The organism is Polaribacter sp. Asnod6-C07 (genome assembly GCF_045063625.1).
GTDB lineage: Bacteria > Bacteroidota > Bacteroidia > Flavobacteriales > Flavobacteriaceae > Polaribacter > Polaribacter vadi_A.
The window spans coordinates 3,829,108-3,852,305 of the sequence record NZ_JBEFOF010000005.1 but is presented as its reverse complement, the minus strand read 5'-3'; the positions used below and the strand labels follow the sequence as shown (position 1 = coordinate 3,852,305).

Genomic DNA, 23,198 nt, shown 5'->3' with positions numbered 1-23,198 from the left:
ATTATAAGTCTTTTGTAATGGATTTTACAATTTTGTTTTCTGATAAAAACTCTTTTAAAATTACTTTTAATGCTGTGTAAAGTGGTACAGCAGTTATCATACCAATAACACCTAAAAGCAAACCACCAATTATAATAATTAAGAAAATTTCTAAAGGATGAGACTTGGTGGTTTTTGAAAAAATTATTGGCTGACTTGCAAAATTATCTATTAATTGTGCTATTAAATAACCAACCATAATATAACTTGTTGTTGGCAAAATTTCTGTTTGAAAATCTAACTCAATATTACTTGTCATTGATAGAATACACATTAAAACAGCACCTATTAACGGCCCTACATAAGGTATTAAATTTAAAAGTGCACATAAAAAAGCAATAACAATTGCATTATGAATTCCAAAAATTAAAAGAATAATGGTGTAAAAAACAAACAAAATAGTTATCTGAACTATTAAACCAATAAAATATCTAGATAATAGATTATTAATGGTTTCTAATGATTTAGAAAACCTGCCTTCAGTACCATTTGGTATTAAAGTCATAATTCCTTTTTTTAGTAATTGGCTGTCTTTCATAAAAAAGAAAGAGATAAATAATACTGAAAATAAACCAACACTTAAAGAGCCTAAAGCCCCTAAAACTGAATTTAGAAAATTGGGTATTTCTTGAAATTGAGATAAAAAATCTACGTTTTTTAATTCGCTTAATACATCTATTCCTTTAGATGAAAAATAAGTAGTTATTTGATGAAAAATTCTCTGTAAATTATTTTCTAATTTGTCTACTTCTAAAAGAGATAAACTTCTGCCTTGTTCTAGTATTAAAGGTATAAACATTAAAATTAAACCTGTAAGTAAGCCAAGCATTAAAAACATGGTTGATACAACAGCTAATGTGTTCGGAAATTTTAATTTACGTTTTAAAAAACGAATGATTGGTCTTGTAATTAAAGATAAAATTGCAGCAATAATTAAATAGATAATTACAGACTGTATTGCGTATAAGAAATACACTAGAATAAAAATTCCGAGTAGAATTCCTAAGGCTCTTAAAATTCCGTTTGCTATTGTTTTGGCTGTCATTAGTTATATGCTTTTACTTCTCCCATACTTAATCTTCCTCCGTTTAAAAAAGTATGATTTGTTGGTAATAAGGTACCACTTTCTGTTGTAATCCAATCATCCCAAGTTACAAGAGTGCCTTGTTTACCTCTGTTTTTTAAATACATTTTATAGCTTTTTGGCACATAATTTTCATCTAAAACCCAAACATAAGCATCTCCAGGAGTTGTACCACCAGAAGTATAAGTTATTCTTAAAGCTGTTTCGTTTTCTATATTTTCTATGTTTCTAATAACACCATTATCATATAATTTATGAGGTGCAACTAGCCAAAAAGAATCGTTATTAAAAATGTCCCACGCTCTTTTTACAACTTTTTCGTCTGTATCCTCTTGTTTTTCATTTTTAAAGAATACAGTACTTTTTTCTAAATTTTCTGGGTGTAGTTTAACTTTAAAATCATCCCAAGAAACATCAACAATATGATTTTTTTTGTCCCAATTAAAACTTCTTTTACCAGCAAAACTCCATTCTAAAAAATTAGTTTCTTTATAGGCTTTATGTTTAATGGCTTTTAATATTTTATCAGCAAGTTGGTTTGCTTTTTCATTATAAGCTTTTACATTACCCATATTTATCTCTAAACCCAAAAGTGATAATGTATGTTTTGTTGGTAGTTTTATACCAGCTTCTGTTTTTTTCCAATTAGACCAAGTACCAGAAACACCACCAATTGGTATTACTGATGTCCACATTTTAAAAGAAGTAGGGTAGTAGTTGTCGTCTAAAATCCAAAGATAAGAATCACCAGGAGTAGAACCACCAGAAGTATACGTTACCATTAATGCATCTTTACCTTCGTGTTTTACAATACTTCTTTCTGTTCCATTATCAAAAATTTTGTAAGGTGCAATCAACCAAAAAGAATCGTTATTAAAAAAGTCTTGTGCTTTTTTTATCAATTCTTTGTTTTTGGTGATTTTTCCATCAATATAAAGAACAGATTTTTCGGGTTGTTTTGTGTTTAAAGTTACTTTTTTTTCTGCCCAAGAAACATGAACTATATTTTCTTGTTTATGCCAAGTGTAAAAATGTTCGTTTCTAAAACTCCATTTTAAAATTTCGGTATTTTCAAAAGCTTCATGATTTATAGCATTGTACATTTTTATTGCTAAAGCATCAGCCTCTTTTCCTTTTTTTCCTTCTGGTAATTCTTCGTTATTTACAAAATAGTAGATAAAACCAAAACCAATAATTAGAAGGATTACAGCAATTATAATCTTTAAAAATTTCTTCATAAAAAAAATGATAAATTAAAAAGCGAATTTATCAATTTTTAGTCAGTCATTATTTGTTTTTCTCATAATAATCTAAAATATGTTGAGGTATTTCCATTGATTTTGGTTTTCCTTCATCAGCTATTGGATATTCTGCAATTTGTTTTATAGGTACAACACCAGCCCAAATATTTAAATCGTAATCTTCTGGTTCATCAGCAACACCAACATCTCTAATTTTAGCAGATGCAGTTTCTATGGTAAATTCTACCACCAATGTTCTGTCTAATTCTTTTTTGTACATAGGTCTTAAAGAATTCCATTGATTGGGTACCATTTGATTTACGATTCTTTTTAAAATATCAGTTTTATCAGTATCGTTTTCTATTTTTTTTAAATCTCCAAAAAGGGTAACAGATCTATAATTTACAGAATGATGCAAACCAGAACGTGCTAAAACCAATCCGTCTAAATGCATAACAGTAATCGAGGTTGATTTACTTTCTAAAATTGATAAAAGCATTCTATTGCCTGTAGAGCCATGAATGTAAATTTTATTGTCTTTTCTGGCATAAGCCATAGGAATTGTAATTGGTTTACTATCATAAATGTAACCTACATAACATAAAAAACCTGCATCTAAAATTACATTAATTTTTTCTACATTGTAAGTACCTCTGTTTGCACCTCTTTTAATCCTGTTTATTTTAGATTGCTGATATTCTTCCATAATTATAGTTTTTTTTCAAAAATTAAGTTCTCATAATTGATTTCACCAACATAAAAATCGATACTACCAATTTTTTTAAAATCATATCTTTTATAAAATTTTATGCCTTTTGTGTTTTTGTAATAGGCTGTTAACCATATTTTTTTGTAATTTAATTCAACTGCTTTTTTTAGTATAATGTCTTGTAATTGGGTGCCTATTTTAAAACCAATAAAATCATTTAAAATATAGAGTCTTTGTAATTTGCAGTAATTTTTATCCTCTAAATTAGAGGTGTTTACATTTAAACAGAGTTTAGCAAAACCTATTGGTAATTCATCAGAAAAAATAATCCAAAACAGATTGTTTTTGTCATTTAATTCTTTTTTTATTTGCGAAACAGCATAATATGTATTGTAAAAATCAAGTAAGTTTTTCTTGTTTTCTATATAATCTCCATGAGATTCAGTGTAAGTAATTCTGCCTAATAAGGCTATATAAGTTGAATCATTTTCAGTAGCTCTTCTTATTTCAATCATTTTATCTGTCTTTTGGATTTATGTTAAAATATTTATTAGAATTTAATTTTGCAGCTTTTAGATCTTTAGGTTTAAAAATTTTCTCTTTTGATGTTGGATATTTTTCTATCATTTTTGATGGACGAATTGGACGTTCAACAAAATTACCTGCACAACTTGGACAAACATTTTTAAAAATCTCAATAGCGCAAGTTTTGCAATACGTACACTCAAAAGAGCAAATCATTGCATCTGTAGAAGTGTTGGGTAAATCTTTATTGCAATGTTCGCAATTAGGTCTAATTTCTAACATTCAAATATTTATTTTTAATGACATCTGTATGCCAAATATCATGACCAATAATTATAAAAGCAGCTGCTCTTGCAGACATTTTATCACCATTTGCATTACCTATAAAGCATAAATCATCATTGCTTAAACTTTGTAATAGAGCTATAGAATTGTTTCTGTTGATGGTAAATTCATTCAATAAATCATCTAAAGATTTATTATTTGCTTTAGATGGGGGATTGTAAATTTCTTGATCATAACCAGCCAAAGCAACTGTATCTCTTCTTGCAATTCTAAAACATCTGTACATAAAGATTCTTTCAGTATCAATAAGATGTTGTAATATTTCTTTTATAGACCATTTTTCAGGTTGATATTTAAAATCTAATTTATTTTCAGAAATCGATTTAAAAAATGCTATGGTATTAGATTTACCATCAATAAAACCATGTAATAAGGCAGTTTCATTGTTTAATTTATCTAAATATCTTTTATAATAGATGTCTAATTCTTCTAATTTTAAATCTTGTTTTTTCATCTTTTTTGTGGTTTGATATTTTAAAACTACTATATTTATGGTCTATTTTAATCATCCAGAATAAAAATATAAAGTAGTCCAGATAATGTTTCCATATAAAACAATTTTTCATTTAGATAGAAATAGCAAACAGGCCTTGTATTTACAGTTGGCAAATCAGTTTATTCAATTAATAAAAGAAAGAAAATTAGTTCCAGAAACTAAATTACCTGGAAGTAGAATTTTAGCAGATTTGTTAAACGTGCATAGAAAAACTGTGGTTGCTTGTTATGAAGAATTATTGTTGCAAGGTTGGGTAGAAAGTATGCCTAAAAAAGGAACATTTGTAAATTCTAATTTGCCAGAATTACATCAGCAAAAATTTATTGAAAAAGATATTTTATCTTCAGAAAATAAAATTGGATTTAATTTTTATAAAGACAAATCTTTAGAACGTAACTTTTTTAAACCTACAGAAGGTTTTATGTATTTGAATGATGGTATTTCTGATGCAAGATTAACACCAACTGAAGATTTAGCAAGAACTTACAGAAGAATTTGTAGTAGAAAAGATATTTATAAAGAAATGTCTTATGGATCTCTTTTTGGAAATGAAAAACTGAGAATTACTTTAGCTGATTATCTAAATAAAACTCGTGGTTTAAACATTAAAAAAGAAAATATTTTGATTACAAGAGGTAGTCAAATGGGAATTTTTTTATCAGCAAAATTACTATTACAAGAAGATGATAATATTATTGTTGGTCAAACAAATTATACATCTGCTGACACTAATTTTTTACAAAGAAAAGCAAATTTAATTCGAGTTAATGTTGATGAAAATGGACTTTCTACTGATGAAATTGAAGAGGTTTGTAAAATAAAATCAATAAAAGCAGTTTATGTTACTTCTCATCATCATCATCCAACAACTGTAACTTTATCCGCAGAAAGAAGGATTCATTTATTGAATTTAGCTAAAAAATACAATTTTGCAATTATAGAAGATGATTACGATTATGATTTTAATTACAATCATTCTCCGATTTTACCTTTGGCAAGTCATGATACAAATGGTAATGTTATTTATATTGGTTCTGTGTGTAAAACTGTGGCTCCTGTATACAGAATTGGGTATATTATTGCACCAAGTTCTTTTGTAAATGAAGCTGCAAATCACAGACGATTTATAGACAGACAAGGTGATGCTTTATTGGAATTAACTTTTGAAGATTTTATAAAATCTGGTGATTTAGATAGACATATTAAAAAAGTGATGAAAGTTTATAAAGCAAGAAGAGATTTATTTTGTAAACTGTTAAAAGAAAATTTTTCTGATATTTTTTCTTTTGATAAACCAAAAGGAGGAATGGCTGTATGGCTTACTTTATACAAAAAATACTCTTGGAAAACAATTGCGGAAATTGGTAGAAAAAACAAATTAGAAATAGGTGAGTGGCAACGTTATGACAATGCAAAATCTGGGCACAATGCCATTAGGTTAGGTTTTGCAACTTATAATGAAGAGGAAATATATGAGTTGATAAATCGACTTTTTAAAACAATACAGCAACTTAAAAACTTGGAAAAATCTTCTTAAATTTCTTAGGTAATTCTTTAGAAATAAAAATTGTTTCTTTCGTGAACGGATGTAGAAATTCTAAAGAAAATGCGTGTAAATACAATCCTTTTCCTTTTAACACTAAGTTAGTGTTTCCATAATCTTTATCCCCTAAAATCTGATGACCAATTGCTGATAAATGTTTTCTTAACTGATGTTTCCTCCCTGTTTTTGGTGATAGTTTAACCAAGTTTAAAAAGGCAAACCGTTCTGATTTTACAGAAGATAAAACTTTAAATTCTGTGGATGCTTTTTTATTATCAACCTTAAAATTGATTGTACCTCCAATACACATTTCACTAATTGTTACTGCAAAATAAGTTTTTTGAATTACTTTGTTTTTGAATAAATCACTCAATTTTTGGATAGATGAACTTGTTTTACCCACTAACAAAACTCCTGATGTTGGGTAATCTAATCTGTGGATTGGTTGTGGTTTTACAGCATCTTGAAGACTACTTTTTTGTAAGTTTTGAGATAATGCATTTGCAATAGTCACAAATTTATTCCCATTTACTAAAATTCCTGCAGGTTTGTAGATAATTGCTAAATAATCATCTTCGAATAAAACTTCTAAATCGAGTTTTAGTCTTTTAAAAGTTGATGAATTTTCTGATTGATAAAGTTCAATTTTTTCGCCTCCAAGAATAAATCTAGAAGTTGTTGCCAATTCATCATCAATAAAAACGATTCCTTTTTTAATGGCTTTTTTTATGCCAGATTTTGTGGGTATTGTTTTAAAAATACCCACTCCATATTCTTGAAAACGGATTGGGTATTTTACTTTTTTGGCAATATGAGTTTCTAAAAGTTGCATTATTTAGCAAACAACTGACCAATATCTTTAAAAGCTTTAAACTCTAAAGCATTATTTTCAGGGTCTTTAAAAAACATGGTAGCTTGTTCTCCAACTTTTCCTTCAAATCGAATACAAGGTTCAATTACAAAATTGGTGTTTGTAGCTTTTAATTGTTCTGCTAAAGAATGCCAATCTTCCCAAGTTAAAACCACGCCAAAATGTGGAACAGGAACATCTTTACCATCAACTGAATTAGAAATTCTTTGCGGATTAAAATCTTCTTTCTGATGAATTACCAATTGATGACCAAAGAAATTAAAATCGACCCAAATATCTGTACTTCTACCTTCTTCGCATTGTAAAACATCTCTGTAAAATGTTCTGCATTTTTCTAAATTTTGTACTGGAATTGCTAAGTGAAATGGTTGTGCTTTCATTTTTATTAGTTTAAAATTTTCAAAGTTATAATTTTTTTTTACAACTTAAAACCCATCAGCAGTATCATCACCTCTTTTATCTGCACCACCTTCTAATTTTCCATTAGGTAAAACTAGAATAGCAGAAACTTTACCAATAATTCTTGAGGTAGTTTCATCAATAGTATAACCAAGATTTGTTAAATCTTTAATGGTTTTTTTATCAAAACTATTTGGCTCCATTTTTACAACATCTGGTAACCATTGATGATGAAATCTAGGCGCATTTACAGCTGTTTGCATATTCATTTTAAACTCGTGCACATTTAAAATTGTTTGTAACACAGAAGTTATAATTGTAGAACCTCCAGGAGTACCAACTACCATAAAAAGCTTTCCATCTTTTTCTACAATTGTAGGTGTCATAGAACTTAACATTCTTTTTTCTGGAGTAATTTCATTGGCTTTTGCACCAATTAAACCAAACATATTAGGCTCACCAGGTTTGCTACTAAAATCGTCCATTTCATTATTTAAAAAGAAACCTAATTCAGAAGAATATAGTTTAGAACCATAAGCTCCGTTTAAAGTTGTGGTTACAGAAACTGCATTTCCAAATTGATCAATTATTGAATAATGTGTGGTTTCATCACTTTCAATAATTTCGATATTTCCATAAGAAACATCAGCAGAAGAAGTTGCTTTATCAAAACTAAAATCAGACATTCTTTTATTGCTATAAGATTTGCTGATTAATTCTTTTTGCGGAATTGCAACAAAATCAGGATCACCTAAAAAATGACTTCTATCTGCATACGCACGTCTTTCTGCTTCTGTAGTTACTTGAATGGCTTTTGTACTATTATGACCAAATTTATCTAACTCAAAAGGCTCAATTGCATTCATTATTTGCGCCAAACAAACTCCTCCACTAGAAGGAGGAGACATAGAAATTATTCGTAAATCGTCATAATTAAAAGTAACAGGAGTTCTCCATTTTGCTTCGTATTTTTCTAAATCTTCAATTGTCATTATTCCTCCATTATCTTGTATAAATTTTACTAAGGTTTTTGCAGTTTTACCTTTATAGAATTCATCTTTTCCATTTTTTTGAATTTTGATTAATGTTTCTGCTAAAGCAGGATATTTTATAGTATCATTTTCTTTCCATTTGTGTGTAAAAGTGATAGAATCTTTATTCACTTTATCAAACAAAGGGCGATAATTGTTCAACCTTTTTTCTTGTTTTGCAGTTACAGCAACACCTCTTTTTGCTAAAGCAATAACAGGTTCTAGAATTTCTTGTACACTTAAAGTTCCAAATTTTCTATGCGCTTCAAAAACTCCTGCAACAGTTCCAGGAATTCCAATGGCCATGGCTCCAACTGTGCTTTTGCCTTTTATGATGTTTCCTTCATCATCTAAATACATGTCTTTAGAAGCAGCTAAAGGTGCTTTTTCTCTATAATCTAAAGCACCAATTTCTCCATTATTTTTTCTGTACACCATAAAACCACCTCCACCAAGATTTCCTGCAAAAGGATAAGCTACAGCCAAAGCCATTTCTGTGGCAAACATTGCATCAAAAGCATTTCCGCCTTTTTTTAAGATTGCTGTTCCTATTTTAGAAGCTTCAACTCTTGCTGAAACTACCATTGCTTTTTTGGTAATTAAACCCACTTCTTTTTCAGTTACTTTTTCTTTTTTACAAGAAATTAATAATGATAAAAATGCAAGTAGTAAAAATGTATTTCGTTTTTTCATTTTTATTGTTAGAGTTTTATTTCAATTTTGTTTTATGTTAAGTGGCAATTAATTCATTTAATTTGGTATTGCTGATTTCCATTAAATCTTTAAAAAATAAAGTAAAATCTTCTTCTAGCTCATTTTCTAATTGATTTAAATCTTCAATGGCTAAATTCATTTGTGATTTACCTTTTGTTCTTTGATTCATTCCGTTTAAAACTTTCTGAATTCCTTCTTTAAATTGATAGTTATACAAAATGTTATACTCAATCATATATTTAATAAAATTCTGTGATTTTAAAGGTAAACTTGCCGAAATTTTATCAAAAAAAGTATAGACAGAATTTGCATAAATATCTAAAGGCGTTGCAGAATAATTGGTCCAATTTTTAGCCAAAAAGTAATCATAAAAAATATCGATAATAACACCATCATAATGTCTATAACGTTCGTGCAAACGTCTTTTGCTTTTTCTAACAATAGGATGTGCGTCTGTAAAAGTGTCAATTTCTCTGTGTAGAAAAATACCTTGCTGAATTTCTTTAGAAAAACTTTCGTAATTATTACCTCTAATATGATCTGCAATAAAATTACCAATCATAATATTTTTGTTGTTTTGCGATAAGTAGAGGTGTGCTAGGAAATTCATTAAAGTAAAAGTAAACAAAAAACCACAACTAAAAAGTTGTGGTTTTCTAAAAATTTATAAATCTAAGATTCTAATAATCTCTAATTAGTTATTCAACATCACAGGCATTACTAACATTGTTACTTGCTCACCTTCATCAGTACCATCAATAGGAGTTAAAATTCCTGCTCTGTTTGGTAAAGACATTTCAATTAAAACTTCGCTAGAACTTAAGTTGTTTAACATTTCACTTAAAAAACGAGAATTAAAACCAATTTGCATATCATCACCTTGATAATCGCAACTCAAACGTTCGTCAGCTTTATTAGAAAAATCTAAATCTTCTGCAGAAATGTTTAGTTCAGTTCCTGCCATTTTTAAACGAATTTGGTGAGTAGTTTTACTAGAGAAAATAGAAACACGTCTTACAGAGTTTAAAAAAGAAGCTCTATCAACAGTTAATTTATTCGGATTTTCCTTAGGAATTACAGCTTCATAATTTGGGTATTTACCATCAATTAATCTACAAACTAAAACTACATTATCAAACGTAAATTTTGCATTTGCATCATTATATTCAATAGTAACATCACTTTCAGAACCACCTAAAATACCTTTTAATAAATTTAAAGGTTTCTTTGGCATTATAAATTCTGCTGTTTGATCTGCAGTAACATCAGTTCTAGAATATTTTACCAATTTATGAGCATCAGTAGCAACAAAAGTTAAACTTTGTGAGCTAAATTGAAAAAATACACCACTCATTACTGGTCTTAAATCGTCATTACCAGCAGCAAAAATAGTTTTAGAAATTGCAGTTCCTAAAATACTTGCAGGTACAACAGTAACACTTGGGCTAGGTAAAGAAACCGCTTTTGGAAATTCATCACCACCAAAATAAGCCATATCGTATTTTCCTTGATCAGAACTAATTTCTATAGTATTATCACCTTCAGTTTTAAAAGTTAAAGGCTGATTAGGAAAAGTTTTTAAAGTATCTAACAACAAACGTGCAGAAACAGCAATAGAACCAGTACTTTCGCTTTCAACTTCTACCACAGAACTCATAGTGGTTTCTAAATCTGATGCAGAAACTTTTAATTCGTTTTCAGATAGTTCAAATAAAAAGTTATCTAAAATAGGTAAAGTGTTGTTGCTATTTATAACGCCGCCCAAAACTTGTAATTGCTTTAGTAGTTGCGAACTTGATACAATAAATTTCATTGATTTTATTTTCTTAATTATTCTTACAAATATAACCTTAATATGTTGTTTTAAAAATTAATTTATTAACAGGTTATGAGCAATTTGTTGATGAATATTCTAAATGTAAATTTAAGGCAATTTTTTACTTTTTCTTCGGATTTTAAAACGTTATAATTATGTTAAGAGTCCCCATTATTACTGATTAAAAAACTACATTTGTTCGTTGTTAACAAAGAAAAATGAAGAAAAAAATACTATCAATTTCAGTTGTTTTACTGATATCAATATCGGTTTTTGCACAAAAACCTCAAAAATTAAACTCAAATCAGATTTACGAGAAAATTCAAAAATTGAATTTTTTAGGAACAGCACTTTATATTGCTGCACATCCTGATGATGAAAATACCAGGTTAATTGCCTATTTAGCAAATAAAGTTAAAGCAAGAACTGGCTATTTGTCTTTAACAAGAGGAGATGGTGGTCAGAATTTAATTGGTCCAGAAATTAGAGAATTGTTAGGTGTAATTAGAACACAAGAATTATTGGCGGCTAGAAATGTAGATGGTGGAGAGCAACTTTTTTCGAGAGCTAACGATTTTGGTTATTCAAAACATCCAGATGAAACTTTAGAAATTTGGAATAAAGAAGAGGTTTTAAGTGATGTTGTATGGGCAATTAGAACTTTTAAACCAGATGTAATTATCAATAGATTCGATCATAGAACTCCAGGTACAACTCACGGACATCATACAAGTTCTGCAATGTTAAGTGTAGAGGCTTTTGATATTGCTGGTGATAGTTTAGCTTTTAAAGACCAACTGAAATACACGCAAAGTTGGCAGCCAAAACGTTTATTTCATAATACTTCCTCATGGTTTTATAGAGATAAAGCTAAGTTTGAAGAAATAGCTAAAGACTATACAAAATTCGATATTGGTGTTTATTATCCTTTAAAAGGATTGTCTAATAATGAGTTAGCATCAATTGCAAGTAGTCAGCATTTGTGCCAAGGTTTTGGTAGATTAACCACTAGAGGAGAGCAAACAGAATATGCTGAGTTTTTAAAAGGAGAACCTTTAAAAGATAAAAACGATATTTTTTCTGGTATTAACACTACTTGGAATCGTGTAAAAGGTGGAGGAGAAATTGGCGATATTTTATATGATATTGAAAAGAATTTCGATTTTGTACATCCAGAAAAACATATTGTAAAATTATTAGAAGCTTACACATTAATTATTCAGTTAGAAGATAATCATTGGAAAACGATTAAAGAAAAGCAAATTAAAGAAATTATTCAGGCAAGTACAGGTTTATATTTAGAAGCTTCTGCAGAAAGTTCTTATGCTACACCAAATTCTAAGATTAATGTAGATATGGAAATATTAAATAGAAGTGAATCTTTTATGATTTTGTCTTCAATAACTTCTACAATAGATGATAAAACATACGCAAAACAATTGCCAATAGGCAACAATAAAAAGTTTAACTTTAGAGAAATAATTAATCTTAAAGATTTAGCATATTCAGATCCATATTGGTTAAAACAGGAAGCTTCTTTAGGCATGTACAATGTAGATGAGCAAGTTTTAATTGGTAATCCAGAAACCAAAAGACCTGTACAGATTGATTTTAATTTAATTATAGATGGCATACCAATTACGTTTACCAAAAATGTAGTAAGACGATTTTCTGAAAGAGATAAAGGAGAAATTTATCAACCTTTCGAAATTTTACCATTAGTAACTACCAAATTAAAAGACAAGGTTTTAATTTTTGATGATGAAAATCACAAGCAAGTTAGTGTAACAGTAAAAGCTGGCGCAAATTTTATTTCTGGTAAATTGGCTTTAGAATTACCTGAAGGATGGCAAATATCGCCAAAACAACATATCTTTAATATCGAAAAGAAAAACGATCAAGAAACTTTTGATTTTGCTGTTTTTCCGCCAAAAAATGAATCTGTTGGTAAAATTAAAGTAAAAGCCACAGCTAATGGAAAAGAGTTTACCAAAGAATTGGTAGAAATTAATTACAACCATATACCAAAGCAATCTGTTTTATTAAATTCAGAAGCCAAAGTTGTTCGTTTAAATATTAAAAAAGTAGGCGATAATATTGGTTATATTAAAGGTGCAGGAGATGTTGTGCCAGAAAATTTACGTCAGATTGGTTATACAGTTGATGAAATTAATCCAGCAGAAATTAATGAAGAAAATTTGCATAAATACGATGCTATTGTTTTAGGAATTAGAGCTTATAACGTGGTTAAAGAATTAAAATTTAAACAAAAATTCTTGTTAGATTATGTGGAAAAAGGTGGTAATTTAATTGTACAGTACAACACTAATAGAGGTGTAAATGTTGGTGCTCCTTATTCTTTAAGCTTATCTAGAGATAGAGTTACAGATGAATTTGCTGAGGTTAGAATTTTAGATGAAAAACACCCTATTTTAAACTACCCAAATAAAATTACTCAAGACGATTTTAAAGGATGGGTGCAAGAAAGAGGTTTATATTTTCCTAATTCTTGGAGCGAAGAATATACGCCTATTTTATCTATGAACGACAAAGGAGAAACTGCAAAAGAAGGTAGTTTGCTAATTGCAAAATATGGTAAAGGAAATTATATTTATACAGGTATAAGCTTTTTTAGAGAATTACCTGCAGGTGTTTCTGGTGCTTATAAATTGTTTGCAAATATGCTTTCTGTAGGCAAAAAGTAATAAAGTTCACAAACTAGTTTAGCCCTGATAGAAACATTTGTTTGAGCTCTTTTTAGTTCTTTTTTCTGAACTAAAAAAGCGAGTGTTGAAAGCAGGAAATAGCTACAAAAAAACATGAAATGAATAAAAAATACACCTGGAAAAAAGAATATACCTTGGTTTTGGTAGCTAATGTTATTTATTTGATTGCGTTTTATTTTATCACAAATTATTTTACGGTTTAACTTATGGAAATAGCTAGTAAATTACATATTGTAGATTGGGTTATTTTGTCTGTAACTTTAATTTTTATTGTTGCTTACGGAACTTATGTTACAAGTAAAAATGCAAATGTAACTGATTATATAAAAGGTGGTAATGATACAAAATGGTGGACCATTGGTTTGTCTGTTATGGCTACACAAGCTAGTGCTATTACGTTTTTATCTACACCAGGTCAAGCTTTTCATAGTGGTATGGGCTTTGTGCAATTTTATTTTGGTTTGCCTATTGCAATGGTTATTATTTGCGTTGTTTTTATCCCTATTTATCATAAATTAAAAGTTTATACAGCTTACGAATTTTTAGAAGGTAGATTCGATTTAAAAACACGAAGTTTAGCAGCAATTTTATTTTTAGTACAAAGAGGTTTGGCAGCCGGAATTACCATTTTTGCACCTGCTATAATTTTAAGTGCAGTTTTAGGTTGGGATTTGTTAACACTTAATATTATCATCGGTTTTTTAGTAATTATTTATACAGTTTCTGGAGGAACAAAAGCAGTAAATGTTACACAAAAACAACAAATGATAATCATTTTTATAGGAATGCTAATAGCATTTTTTATGATTATGAGTCAATTGCCAGAGAACATCACTTTTACAAATGCTTTAGAAATTGCTGGTGCAAGCAATAAAATGGAAGTGCTAGATTTTTCTTTTGATTTAAGCAATAGATACACAGTTTGGACAGGTATTTTGGGAGGAACATTTTTAATGCTATCTTATTTTGGTACAGACCAAAGTCAAGTACAACGTTATTTGTCTGGAAAATCGGTACGTGAAAGTCAACTGGGTTTAATTTTTAATGGTTTATTAAAAGTGCCAATGCAGTTTTTTATTTTGTTAATTGGGGTGATGGTTTTTGTTTTTTATCAATTTAATCCTGCTCCTTTAAATTTTAATCCTACAGCAAATGAAGAGGTTGTAAAAACAAAATATGCACAAGAATATAAAGATTTAGAAGCCAAACATATTGATATTGAAAATACCAAGAAAGCAATTTTTGCTGATGGTTTTCAGGTGAGTGAAAAAGAAAAAATTCAGGAATTAAACAAGGCTGATTTAGCATTAAAAGAAAAATCGAAAGCAATTATTGATAAAATTGATGAAGAAAATACCTTAGATAAAATAGAATCGAATGATAAAGATTATGTGTTTATTCATTTTATTTTAAACAATTTACCAAGAGGATTAATTGGACTTTTATTGGCTGTGATTTTATCGGCAGCAATGTCTTCTACAGCATCAGAATTAAATGCGCTTGCTAGCACAACTGCAATGGATTTATACAAACGAAATGTAAAAGGAAATAAAAGCGAAGAACATTTTGTAAAAGCTTCTAAGTGGTTTACGTTAGCTTGGGGAATTATAGCCATTTCTGTGGCTTGTATAGCCAATTTATTTGATAATTTAATTCAGTTAGTTAATATTATTGGATCTATATTTTATGGTAACGTTTTAGGAATTTTCTTACTCGCATTTTTTATAAAGTTTGTAAAAGGAAATGCTGTTTTTATAGCAGCTTTAATCACACAAACCATAATTATAGGGGTCTATATTTTAGATTGGTTGCCTTATTTATGGCTCAATTTATTAGGCTGTGTTTTGGTAATGTCAATTGCAATTATTATTCAGACAATTCTACCAAAAAAAACAAATTTAAAATTAAGTGAAGTTTAAAAATGGAAAAGAAAACTATTAAATGGGGGATAATTGGTCTTGGTAAAATTGCTAACAAATTTGCTGCTGATTTAACTGTTGTAGAAAATGCAGAATTGTATGCTGTAGCTTCTAGAAGTCAAGATAAATCAGATGCTTTTGCTTTAAAGCATAATGCAGATAAAGCTTATAATTCTTACGAAGATTTGGCAAAAGACAGTCAAGTAGATGCAATTTATATAGCCACTCCACACCCTTTTCATGCAATGCATGCAATAATGTGTTTAAACCATAAAAAACCAGTTTTATGCGAAAAACCTTTGGCAATGAATTTACAAGAAGTAAAAGAAATGATTGCAGTTGCCAAAGAAAATAATGTATTATTAATGGAAGCTTTATGGACACGTTTTTTACCAAGTTTTCAGTATGTTCTAGAACTTGTGGAAAGCAAGAAATTAGGAAACATTACACATTTAGAAGCAGATTTTGGTTTTAAACCTGTTTATAATGCTGATAGTAGATTAATGAACAAAGCATTAGGAGCTGGTTCTCTTTTAGACATTGGTATTTATCCTATTTTTTTAGCTTTATCAACTTTAGGAATTCCAAATTCTATAGAAGCAAATGCTACTTTTATAGATACTGGAGCAGATGAAGAATGCAATATGGTGTTTAATTATAATGATGTAAAAGCCAATTTAAAAAGTACCATAAAAGAAAAAACACCTACAGAAGCTACTATTATTTTTGATAAAGGAACTGTAAAATTAAACACTCGTTTTTTTGAACAAACATCTGTTACAATTACCGAAAATGATACAGTAAACACAATTGAATTCCCAACTAAAGCAGGAGGTTTCGATTTTGAAATCGAACACTTTAATCAATTGTTAAGAGATGCTAAAACCGAAAGTAATATGATGACTTTTGAATTCTCTAAAACCTTAATATCAACTTTAGATAAAGTTAGAACTATTATTGGCTTAGTATATTAACGAGATTATCTTATTTCTAATAAATAGTATTTAGGTTGATATTTTTTATCAACTTAAAAAGAGATAAAAAAACGGTTTGATTATACAATCAAACCGTTTCACGTTTTTAAAAAAGAATTTATATTAAGCTGTTTTTGCTTTTGTAAAATATTTTTTTCGCAACCAAAAAGAAACTTTTACCAATAAAATTAACGCAGGTACTTCTACTAAAGGGCCAATTACACCAGTAAATGCTTGCCCTGAATTTAATCCAAAAACGGCAATAGCAACCGCAATTGCTAGTTCAAAATTATTACCTGCTGCTGTAAATGCAACTGCAGTAGTTTTGTCATAATCTGCGCCAGTTGCCTTTGTAAAGAAAAACCCAATGATAAACATCAATGTAAAATATATCAATAATGGAACAGCAATAATTAAAACATCCATAGGTATCTGTACAATTAATTCTCCTTTTAAAGAAAACATAACTACAATTGTAAATAAAAGTGCAATTAAAGTTAAAGGAGAAATTGTTGGAATAAATTTATTAGTATACCATTCTTCACCTTTTAATTTTACTAAAACAACTCTACTTACAATACCTAAGAAAAATGGAATACCTAAATAAATGGCAACACTTTCTGCAATAGTAGCTATTGAAATATCTACAATTGCACCTTCAAAACCAAAATATGGAGGCAAAATAGTAATAAATAACCAAGCGTAAAAACTGTAAGCAAATACTTGAAAAATACTATTTAAAGCGACTAAACCTGCACCATATTCGCTACTACCTTCAGCCAAATCGTTCCAAACTAAAACCATTGCTATACAACGTGCTAAGCCTATTAAAATTAAACCTACCATATATTCTGGATAATTGCTCAAGAAAATAATTGCCAAAACAAACATTAAAACAGGACCAATAATCCAATTTAAAATTAATGAGATAGATAAGATTTTGGTGTTTTTAAACACTTTTGGTAACAATGCATAATTAACTTTTGCTAAAGGAGGATACATCATTAAAATTAAACCAATGGCAATAGGTATGTTTGTAGAACCTTTGCTAAATGAGTTTATAAAATCTGGAAAAGTTGGAATAAAGTACCCTAAACTTACGCCTAAAGCCATTGCAACAAAAATCCATAAAGTTAGGTTTCTATCCAAAAAGCTTAATTTTTTATTTGCCATTTGTTACGCTTTTATTTGTGAAAAAATGTAAAACATTTCAGTAGCAATTTGTATGCTTCTTTCGTTGTATTTTTCTGCTTGTTGAGGTGTGTTATCAAATGCTTTTGGATCATCAAAAGTAATAGGAATTCTTTTTTCTGCACCAGCAATAAATGGGCAACCTCCATCTGCTTGAGAACAAGTCATAATTGCTGCAAATTCTGACTTCGGATTAAAATCATCTGTTAACTTTTTAGAAAACCCTATAATTGGGTGCTCATTTTCAGAGTATTTAATACTATAAACAGGGTTTTTACCTTCAGAAATTGTTTTAATTTGAAATCCTGAATTTGATAAAGTTTCTGCAACAACAGGAAATAATGCTGTAGCTTCTGTACCACCAGAATAACAAGTTACATTTTCAATATTAAAATAAGTGGCTAAAGTTTGTGCCCATATTTGTGATAAATGACTTCTTCTAGAATTGTGAGTACAAATAAAATTGATTCTAATTGCGGCTTTTTTGCTCACTTTTTCTTGGATGTAGTCAGTTAAAGGTTGTAAAACCTCTTTTCGCTCTTCTGATATAGATTGAGGGTCTAATTCTAAAATAACTTTTTCAATGTCTTTAAATACTGTTGTTTCTGTAGCTGTCATTGGTATTATATTTTATTAATTGTGATTTTACGATTAATGTGGTTAATTTTTTTTTGATATAATCAACTTAAAATAAGTTTAATTAATTATTATATTGCAATATTACGATTAATATTTAAATTGAAAAAAACATTTTTAATTTATTGACATTTAAATAACATTAAAATTACCCCATAAAAAAACTCAAGCCTTTGCTTGAGTTTTTTTTATTTTTTATAAAATAAAAAGCATTTTACATTGCTCCCCATTCTTTTAATGAAGCTGTATTCATTTTAATATAACCTGCGTTATTTGCTTTTTCTGCATATTTTAAAGATTCTTTTGCAGCTTTAATAGCACCTTGTTTATCTCCTGCTTTAGCATAAATTAAAGCTTGTCTACGTAAAAACCAAAATTTAGGAGCATCAGCAGTCATTTCTACAGCTTTGTCAATCCAAGTTTTTGCTTTCTCAATATCTTTATCTGCACTTAAATTATAAGCAGCAGCTGCATAATAATCATCAGCAGAAGGGCCTTGCATAATTTTTTCTATACCAGCAGAAACCATAGCATCTGTAGGAGTTTCAAATTGTAAACCTACATAAGTGTTTTCCCACATAATGCCTAAAACTGCAGAATTATTAGTTAAATCATCAAAAGAAATGGTTAACGTTTCAATTATCATAGGTATTTCAATAACTGGTACATTCACTTTTACAACAACTTTAGAATCATCCCATTTTCTAGGATTTCCCCAGTTTGTAGCATCAGAATATAACATAATATCCCAAGTTTTTTCTCCTGGAATTGTGTATAAAGCATAAGTACCTTTTTTTACTTTTGTACCAGAAACAGTTACATCTGTACTAAAGGTTACTTTAGTGTTTTCATTAGCACCAGTTCTCCATACTTTTCCATAATCTTCTAAAGCTCCAAATATTTTTCTTCCTTTTACACCTGGTCTAGAATATGCAACAGTTACATCTGTTAAACCTACAATTTGTTCAATTTTTTGAAACGGACTTGGTGCTGGAGTTTTAATTTGTGCATTTACAGAAAATGCCATTGTAACTACAAATAATGATAATATAATTTTTTTCATAAATAAGTGATTTAGTTTTTAACAACTTTCAAAATTACAATTTCAAAAAGTGACTAATGTTAACAAAACCTTAAAAAGGGATTGTATATTTGTATAATTAATGATATAATTAAATGAAAAATATTAGCATTTTAGGTTGTGGTTGGTTGGGTAAACCTTTGGCTGTTTCTTTTTTAGAGGATGGTTTTTCTGTTAAAGGTTCAACTACATCCGAAGAAAAAATAGATGTTTTAGAGAGTTTAGATATTGATACTTATTTGGTTGATATTTCTGAGAATGAAGAATTTGATGCTTTTTTAGATTCAGATATTTTAATTATTGCAATTACGTCTAAAGATATAGATGGTTTTGAAAACTTAATTGCTCAAATACAAGAATCATCAATTCAAAAAGTAATTTTTATAAGTTCTACTTCTGTGTATGGACGAATTAATAAAGTGATGACTGAAGAAGACGAAGTGCTTAAAAATCATCCTTTAGTAGAAATAGAAAATTTATTTAGAGAAAATACTTTTTTTGAAACGACCATTATTCGTTTTGCTGGTTTGTTTGGTGGTAACAGACAACCATTTAATTGGTTTAAAAATGGTAGAAAAATTCCGCAGCCAAAAGGTTTTGTAAATATGATTCATAGAGAAGATTGTATCGAAATCATTCACGAAATTATTAATCAAAACTCTTGGAATGAGACTTTTAATGCTTGTTCTAACCATCACCCAACAAGAAGAGAATTTTACACTTTAGCAAAACTAAGTGCTGGTTTTGAATTACCAGAATTTGAATTTAATGATGTTTATGAATGGAAAATAATTTCTTCGGATAAAATTCAAAAAGTTTTAAATTATGAGTTTATTCACGATGATTTACTTTCATTTTAAGTTTCAAAGTTTCAAAGTTTCAAAGTTTCAAAGTTTCAAAGTTTCAAAGTTTCAAAGTTTCAAAGTTTTTAAGTTCGAGTAATTTTTCATTTTTGCTAACAGCTAACTATACTTCCTTTTTCGTAAATAATTAAATATAAACCCAAATACAAACAATACAATCAAAGGAAAAACAACATTTAAAAACTGCCAAAAAGTACGTTCTTTAAATGCCTTTTGTTTATCTAACATTCTAATTTGTAAACTTTTATTTCTTAAGTCGATTAAGCCTGAATCATCTAATAAATAATCTACAGCATTAATTAAAAAATCTTTGTTTCCAAATTGTTGATTTGTCCATTTGTCTGTAGATAAATCTGTTGGTTGCCCTTTTAAAAGTTGATTTTTTCCAACATCACCATCAGCAATAACAATCATTTTATTGTTAGTTGCATTGTCTTTAAAAAGTTTGGTTTCAAAAGGTTTTACTCTGTTTTTATATGCCGATTTAAAATTACCTTCTAACAAAACACCAAATAATTGATTTCCAGAAATATAATCTTTTTCCTGTGGTTCATCAGCAATAGATTGTAATTCGATAATTACAGGTGTTCCTACTTTTTGAGTTAAAGGAGAACTCATCAATAAAGGCGTTTTTTTAATTTTATTCTTTAAGGTATCTATCTGATTTGCAAATTGTAAACGAACAGGAGTAACATTTTTTGTAATAGAATGATTCGGATTTCCGCCAACTAAAGGATGATAAAACCAATCAAAATTTTGGAATTGAGGTTGGTTGCCAACATTACCAGTTGCTAAAGGAATTTGAGCAGCATATAAATCTTTAATTAAGCTTGTGTTTATTCTAATTCCGTAAGAAAACAGCAAATCTGTTAAGTTTAAATCTCTTGGGTAAGCCAACATTCTGCCACCATTAAATAAACTGTCTTGATCTGCTTGTACATTGTCTAACATCCACAAAGTTTTACCTCCATTTGTAATGTACTGATCTAAAACTAACTTTTCTTTTTCTGTGAATTTTTGAGTTGGTTTTGCAATAATAGCCAAATCTAATGAGCTTAAATCTTGTAAAGTTTGCTGCGGATTTGTAGCAACAGAATCTAAAGTAAATTTTGCCAATTTGTATTTCTTAGCAACTTCACTTAAAAAACTATATTGATAAATGTCTTGCAACTCGCCATTTCCTGTAAGTACAGCAACACTTTTTTGCTTTTTTTGATTGATACTATTTATGGCATTAGAAAAACTGTATTCTAAATTTTCTATTGCTTTTTGCAATTGTTCTTCTTGGCTAGCAACAATTCCTGTTGGTAATAAAGAAACAATTTCTGATTTTTCTTCAAAAATGATTTCTGCCCAAGGAAAAATAATGGCTTCAGATAATTTACCATCTTCTTCTACTGTTAATTGGCTAGGCATCATTCCTTTTTTAATCAAATCTTCTCTTTGATCATCAGGGTTTTCGAAATGGATTTTTATTTGAGAATTTTTAGCTGATAATTCTTCTAAATATTGACGAGTTTCAACTTGTAATCTTTTAAATTCTGATGGAAAATCGCCTTCTAAATAAACCGTTATAAAAAGTGGTTTTTTAACTTTTGACAAAATAGAATTCGTAGTTTCTGATAATGTATAACGTTTATCTGCAGTTAAATCGAAACGTTTGTAAAATGATTGATTAGCAATGTTTAAAACAATTAAACCAACGATTAATAAACTTATATTTTTGATTTTTTTATTCATTGTCTAAACGTGTTTTAGTGATGAATAAAAAGAAAAACGTAACACTTAAAAAGTAAATAATATCTCTGGTATCAATTACACCTCTAGAAATACTTTTAAAATGTTCGTTAATCCCTAATTGTTGAATGGTTAAACTGCTGTCTCTAAAAGAAGTTGCAATTGCGTCAAATCCGTAGAACAAAAAAAACGTAATAAAAACACCTAAAATAAACGCAACAATCTGATTTTTAGATAAAGTTGATGTGAATAAACCCACAGAAGTGTAAGTTGCAGCCAAAAATAATAAACCTATATAAGAGCCAATTGTGCTGCCAAAATCTATATTTCCAGTTGGATTTCCTAATTGAAAAACAGTATACACATATATAAAAGTAGGAACAATAGCAATGCAAACTAGTAGTAGAGAAGCCCAAAATTTGCCTAGAACAATTTGCCAATCAGAAATGGGTTTTGTTTTCAAAAGTTCTATAGTACCTGTGTTAAATTCATCAGCAAAACTTTTCATTGTTATTGCTGGAATCAGAAATAAAAACACCCAAGGTGCTAAATAAAAAAACGGAGTTACATCTGCAAAACCAGCATTTAAGATGTTAAAATCGTCGTTAAATATAAATAGAAACAAACCATTAATCAGCAAGAAAACTCCTATAACCAAATAGGCAATTGGGCTTGCAAAAAATGAGTTGAATTCTTTTTTTAGAATAGGATACATTTATTTTATTTCTAATTTATAGATTCTATTAAAATCATAAGTTTTACATTTTCTGTTAGGCTGAAAAACAAAATCTAATTTCTCTAACAACGCAATTGAAGCTAAATTATTTTTATGCGTAAAAGCTTCTATGGTTTTTAATTTCATTTTAGATTTTCCAAAAGTTAAAACTGATTGCATTGCTTCTGTCATTATTCCTTTTTTATGAAATTCAGGTTTTAATTTATACCCAATTTCTGCATAATTTTTATCGATATCAATTTGATGTAAAACAACACTACCAATCACTTGATTTTGATATTCTATTAACCAAAATATTCTTTTTTCTTTTTGATATAAACTTTTACAAACTTCAATAAAATCTTTAGCTTCTTCTAGATTTTGTACTCTTTTTGTACCAACAAATTTATTAATTTCTTTAGAAGAACGTAATTCAAAAACAGAATTTATATCCTTAAAATTAGCTTCTCTTAAAAGCAATCTTTTGGTTTTAAATTCAGGAAAATTCTTAAAGACGAAATTCATTTTTAAATTTGCTTTCTG

General features: G+C 28.7%; 22 protein-coding genes. 5 read left to right on the top strand and 17 right to left on the bottom strand.

The genetic code is table 11. The annotated features are described in order from the left end of the window. Nucleotide 1: 1 nt before the first annotated feature. The 6 genes from ACJJVK_RS16820 to ACJJVK_RS16795 are packed head-to-tail and all read right to left on the bottom strand — an operon-like array spanning nucleotide 2 to nucleotide 4,397. Nucleotides 2-1,084 carry an AI-2E family transporter gene (locus ACJJVK_RS16820; protein WP_405568189.1) on the bottom strand — a complete coding sequence of 361 codons (1,083 nt, stop codon included), beginning with the start codon at nucleotides 1,082-1,084 and terminating at the stop codon, nucleotides 2-4. Further along, a complete protein-coding gene (locus ACJJVK_RS16815; RefSeq protein WP_405568187.1) occupies nucleotides 1,084-2,361 on the bottom strand; it encodes a hypothetical protein in 1,278 nt (425 codons plus the stop codon). Before ACJJVK_RS16815 ends, ACJJVK_RS16820 begins: the two co-directional genes overlap by 1 nt. A 49-nt stretch (nucleotides 2,362-2,410) precedes the next feature. Next, the gene (locus ACJJVK_RS16810) at nucleotides 2,411-3,070 is read right to left on the bottom strand and encodes a pyridoxamine 5'-phosphate oxidase family protein (RefSeq protein ID WP_405568184.1); all 660 of its coding nucleotides are present in this window, start codon (nucleotides 3,068-3,070) and stop codon (nucleotides 2,411-2,413) included. A gap of 2 nt (nucleotides 3,071-3,072) precedes the next feature. Further along, nucleotides 3,073-3,588 carry a GNAT family N-acetyltransferase gene (locus tag ACJJVK_RS16805; protein ID WP_405568181.1) on the bottom strand — a complete coding sequence of 172 codons (516 nt, stop codon included), beginning with the start codon at nucleotides 3,586-3,588 and terminating at the stop codon, nucleotides 3,073-3,075. 1 nt (nucleotide 3,589) lies between these two features. Beyond that, nucleotides 3,590-3,880, bottom strand: coding sequence for a DUF1272 domain-containing protein (locus ACJJVK_RS16800; RefSeq protein WP_405568180.1), 291 nt, complete (start codon nucleotides 3,878-3,880; stop codon nucleotides 3,590-3,592). Further along, nucleotides 3,867-4,397: a DinB family protein gene (locus tag ACJJVK_RS16795; protein ID WP_405568178.1), complete on the bottom strand. Its 531-nt coding sequence runs from the start codon at nucleotides 4,395-4,397 to the stop codon at nucleotides 3,867-3,869. The genes ACJJVK_RS16800 and ACJJVK_RS16795 overlap by 14 nt, the downstream gene beginning before the upstream one ends. Nucleotides 4,398-4,482: 85 nt before the next feature. On the opposite strand from ACJJVK_RS16795, the gene ACJJVK_RS16790 reads away from it, so the two are divergent. Continuing rightward, a complete protein-coding gene (locus ACJJVK_RS16790; protein ID WP_405568175.1) occupies nucleotides 4,483-5,976 on the top strand; it encodes a PLP-dependent aminotransferase family protein in 1,494 nt (497 codons plus the stop codon). Here the strand turns inward: ACJJVK_RS16790 and ACJJVK_RS16785 are convergent. From ACJJVK_RS16785 to dnaN, 5 genes are all read right to left on the bottom strand, one after another. Next, the gene (locus ACJJVK_RS16785; protein ID WP_405568174.1) at nucleotides 5,951-6,814 is read right to left on the bottom strand and encodes an RluA family pseudouridine synthase; all 864 of its coding nucleotides are present in this window, start codon (nucleotides 6,812-6,814) and stop codon (nucleotides 5,951-5,953) included. The two genes, ACJJVK_RS16790 and ACJJVK_RS16785, sit on opposite strands and share 26 nt — an antisense overlap. Continuing rightward, nucleotides 6,814-7,233, bottom strand: a complete 420-nt coding sequence (locus ACJJVK_RS16780; protein WP_405568172.1) for a VOC family protein — start codon at nucleotides 7,231-7,233, stop codon at nucleotides 6,814-6,816. The genes ACJJVK_RS16785 and ACJJVK_RS16780 overlap by 1 nt, the downstream gene beginning before the upstream one ends. Before the next feature lie 45 nt (nucleotides 7,234-7,278). Next, the gene (gene ggt / locus ACJJVK_RS16775; protein WP_405568169.1) at nucleotides 7,279-8,976 is read right to left on the bottom strand and encodes a gamma-glutamyltransferase; all 1,698 of its coding nucleotides are present in this window, start codon (nucleotides 8,974-8,976) and stop codon (nucleotides 7,279-7,281) included. Nucleotides 8,977-9,013: 37 nt separating this feature from the next. After that, nucleotides 9,014-9,607, bottom strand: a complete 594-nt coding sequence (locus ACJJVK_RS16770) for an ACP phosphodiesterase (protein WP_405568166.1) — start codon at nucleotides 9,605-9,607, stop codon at nucleotides 9,014-9,016. An 84-nt stretch (nucleotides 9,608-9,691) separates the two neighbouring features. Further along, nucleotides 9,692-10,810, bottom strand: coding sequence for a DNA polymerase III subunit beta (dnaN, locus tag ACJJVK_RS16765; RefSeq protein ID WP_405568164.1), 1,119 nt, complete (start codon nucleotides 10,808-10,810; stop codon nucleotides 9,692-9,694). Between the two features lie 221 nt (nucleotides 10,811-11,031). Here dnaN and ACJJVK_RS16760 point away from each other — a divergent pair, with 221 nt between their 5' ends. The 3 genes from ACJJVK_RS16760 (at nucleotide 11,032) to ACJJVK_RS16750 (ending at nucleotide 16,432) form a co-directional block, all read left to right on the top strand. Further along, nucleotides 11,032-13,518: a PIG-L family deacetylase gene (locus tag ACJJVK_RS16760; RefSeq protein ID WP_405568161.1), complete on the top strand. Its 2,487-nt coding sequence runs from the start codon at nucleotides 11,032-11,034 to the stop codon at nucleotides 13,516-13,518. Between the two features lie 227 nt (nucleotides 13,519-13,745). Then, the gene (locus ACJJVK_RS16755) at nucleotides 13,746-15,458 is read left to right on the top strand and encodes a sodium:solute symporter (protein ID WP_405568159.1); all 1,713 of its coding nucleotides are present in this window, start codon (nucleotides 13,746-13,748) and stop codon (nucleotides 15,456-15,458) included. 2 nt (nucleotides 15,459-15,460) lie between these two features. Next, nucleotides 15,461-16,432, top strand: coding sequence for a Gfo/Idh/MocA family protein (locus tag ACJJVK_RS16750; RefSeq protein ID WP_405568157.1), 972 nt, complete (start codon nucleotides 15,461-15,463; stop codon nucleotides 16,430-16,432). A 123-nt stretch (nucleotides 16,433-16,555) separates the two neighbouring features. Here ACJJVK_RS16750 and arsB read toward each other — a convergent pair whose 3' ends face one another. The 3 genes from arsB to ACJJVK_RS16735 all read right to left on the bottom strand — a co-directional run bounded on the left by arsB (nucleotide 16,556) and on the right by ACJJVK_RS16735 (nucleotide 19,322). Further along, entirely contained in the window at nucleotides 16,556-17,605 is a 1,050-nt protein-coding gene (gene arsB / locus ACJJVK_RS16745) for an ACR3 family arsenite efflux transporter (protein WP_405568154.1), read from the bottom strand. 3 nt (nucleotides 17,606-17,608) lie between these two features. Then, the gene (locus tag ACJJVK_RS16740; protein WP_405568153.1) at nucleotides 17,609-18,241 is read right to left on the bottom strand and encodes a low molecular weight phosphatase family protein; all 633 of its coding nucleotides are present in this window, start codon (nucleotides 18,239-18,241) and stop codon (nucleotides 17,609-17,611) included. Nucleotides 18,242-18,473: 232 nt separating this feature from the next. Beyond that, nucleotides 18,474-19,322 carry a DUF2911 domain-containing protein gene (locus ACJJVK_RS16735; protein ID WP_405568151.1) on the bottom strand — a complete coding sequence of 283 codons (849 nt, stop codon included), beginning with the start codon at nucleotides 19,320-19,322 and terminating at the stop codon, nucleotides 18,474-18,476. 113 nt (nucleotides 19,323-19,435) lie between these two features. On the opposite strand from ACJJVK_RS16735, the gene ACJJVK_RS16730 reads away from it, so the two are divergent. Further along, nucleotides 19,436-20,200, top strand: a complete 765-nt coding sequence (locus ACJJVK_RS16730; protein WP_405568150.1) for an NAD(P)H-binding protein — start codon at nucleotides 19,436-19,438, stop codon at nucleotides 20,198-20,200. A 102-nt stretch (nucleotides 20,201-20,302) separates the two neighbouring features. On the opposite strand, the gene gldG is transcribed toward ACJJVK_RS16730, so the two are convergent. From gldG to ACJJVK_RS16715, 3 genes are read right to left on the bottom strand one after another with little or no spacing between them, the layout of a single operon-like run. Beyond that, nucleotides 20,303-21,943, bottom strand: a complete 1,641-nt coding sequence (gene gldG, locus ACJJVK_RS16725) for a gliding motility-associated ABC transporter substrate-binding protein GldG (protein ID WP_405568148.1) — start codon at nucleotides 21,941-21,943, stop codon at nucleotides 20,303-20,305. Then, on the bottom strand, nucleotides 21,936-22,655 hold the full coding sequence (gldF, locus tag ACJJVK_RS16720; RefSeq protein WP_405568146.1) for a gliding motility-associated ABC transporter permease subunit GldF: 720 nt from the start codon (nucleotides 22,653-22,655) through the stop codon (nucleotides 21,936-21,938). The genes gldG and gldF overlap by 8 nt, the downstream gene beginning before the upstream one ends. Then, entirely contained in the window at nucleotides 22,656-23,180 is a 525-nt protein-coding gene (locus ACJJVK_RS16715; RefSeq protein WP_405568143.1) for a GNAT family N-acetyltransferase, read from the bottom strand. Nucleotides 23,181-23,198 lie beyond the last annotated feature (18 nt).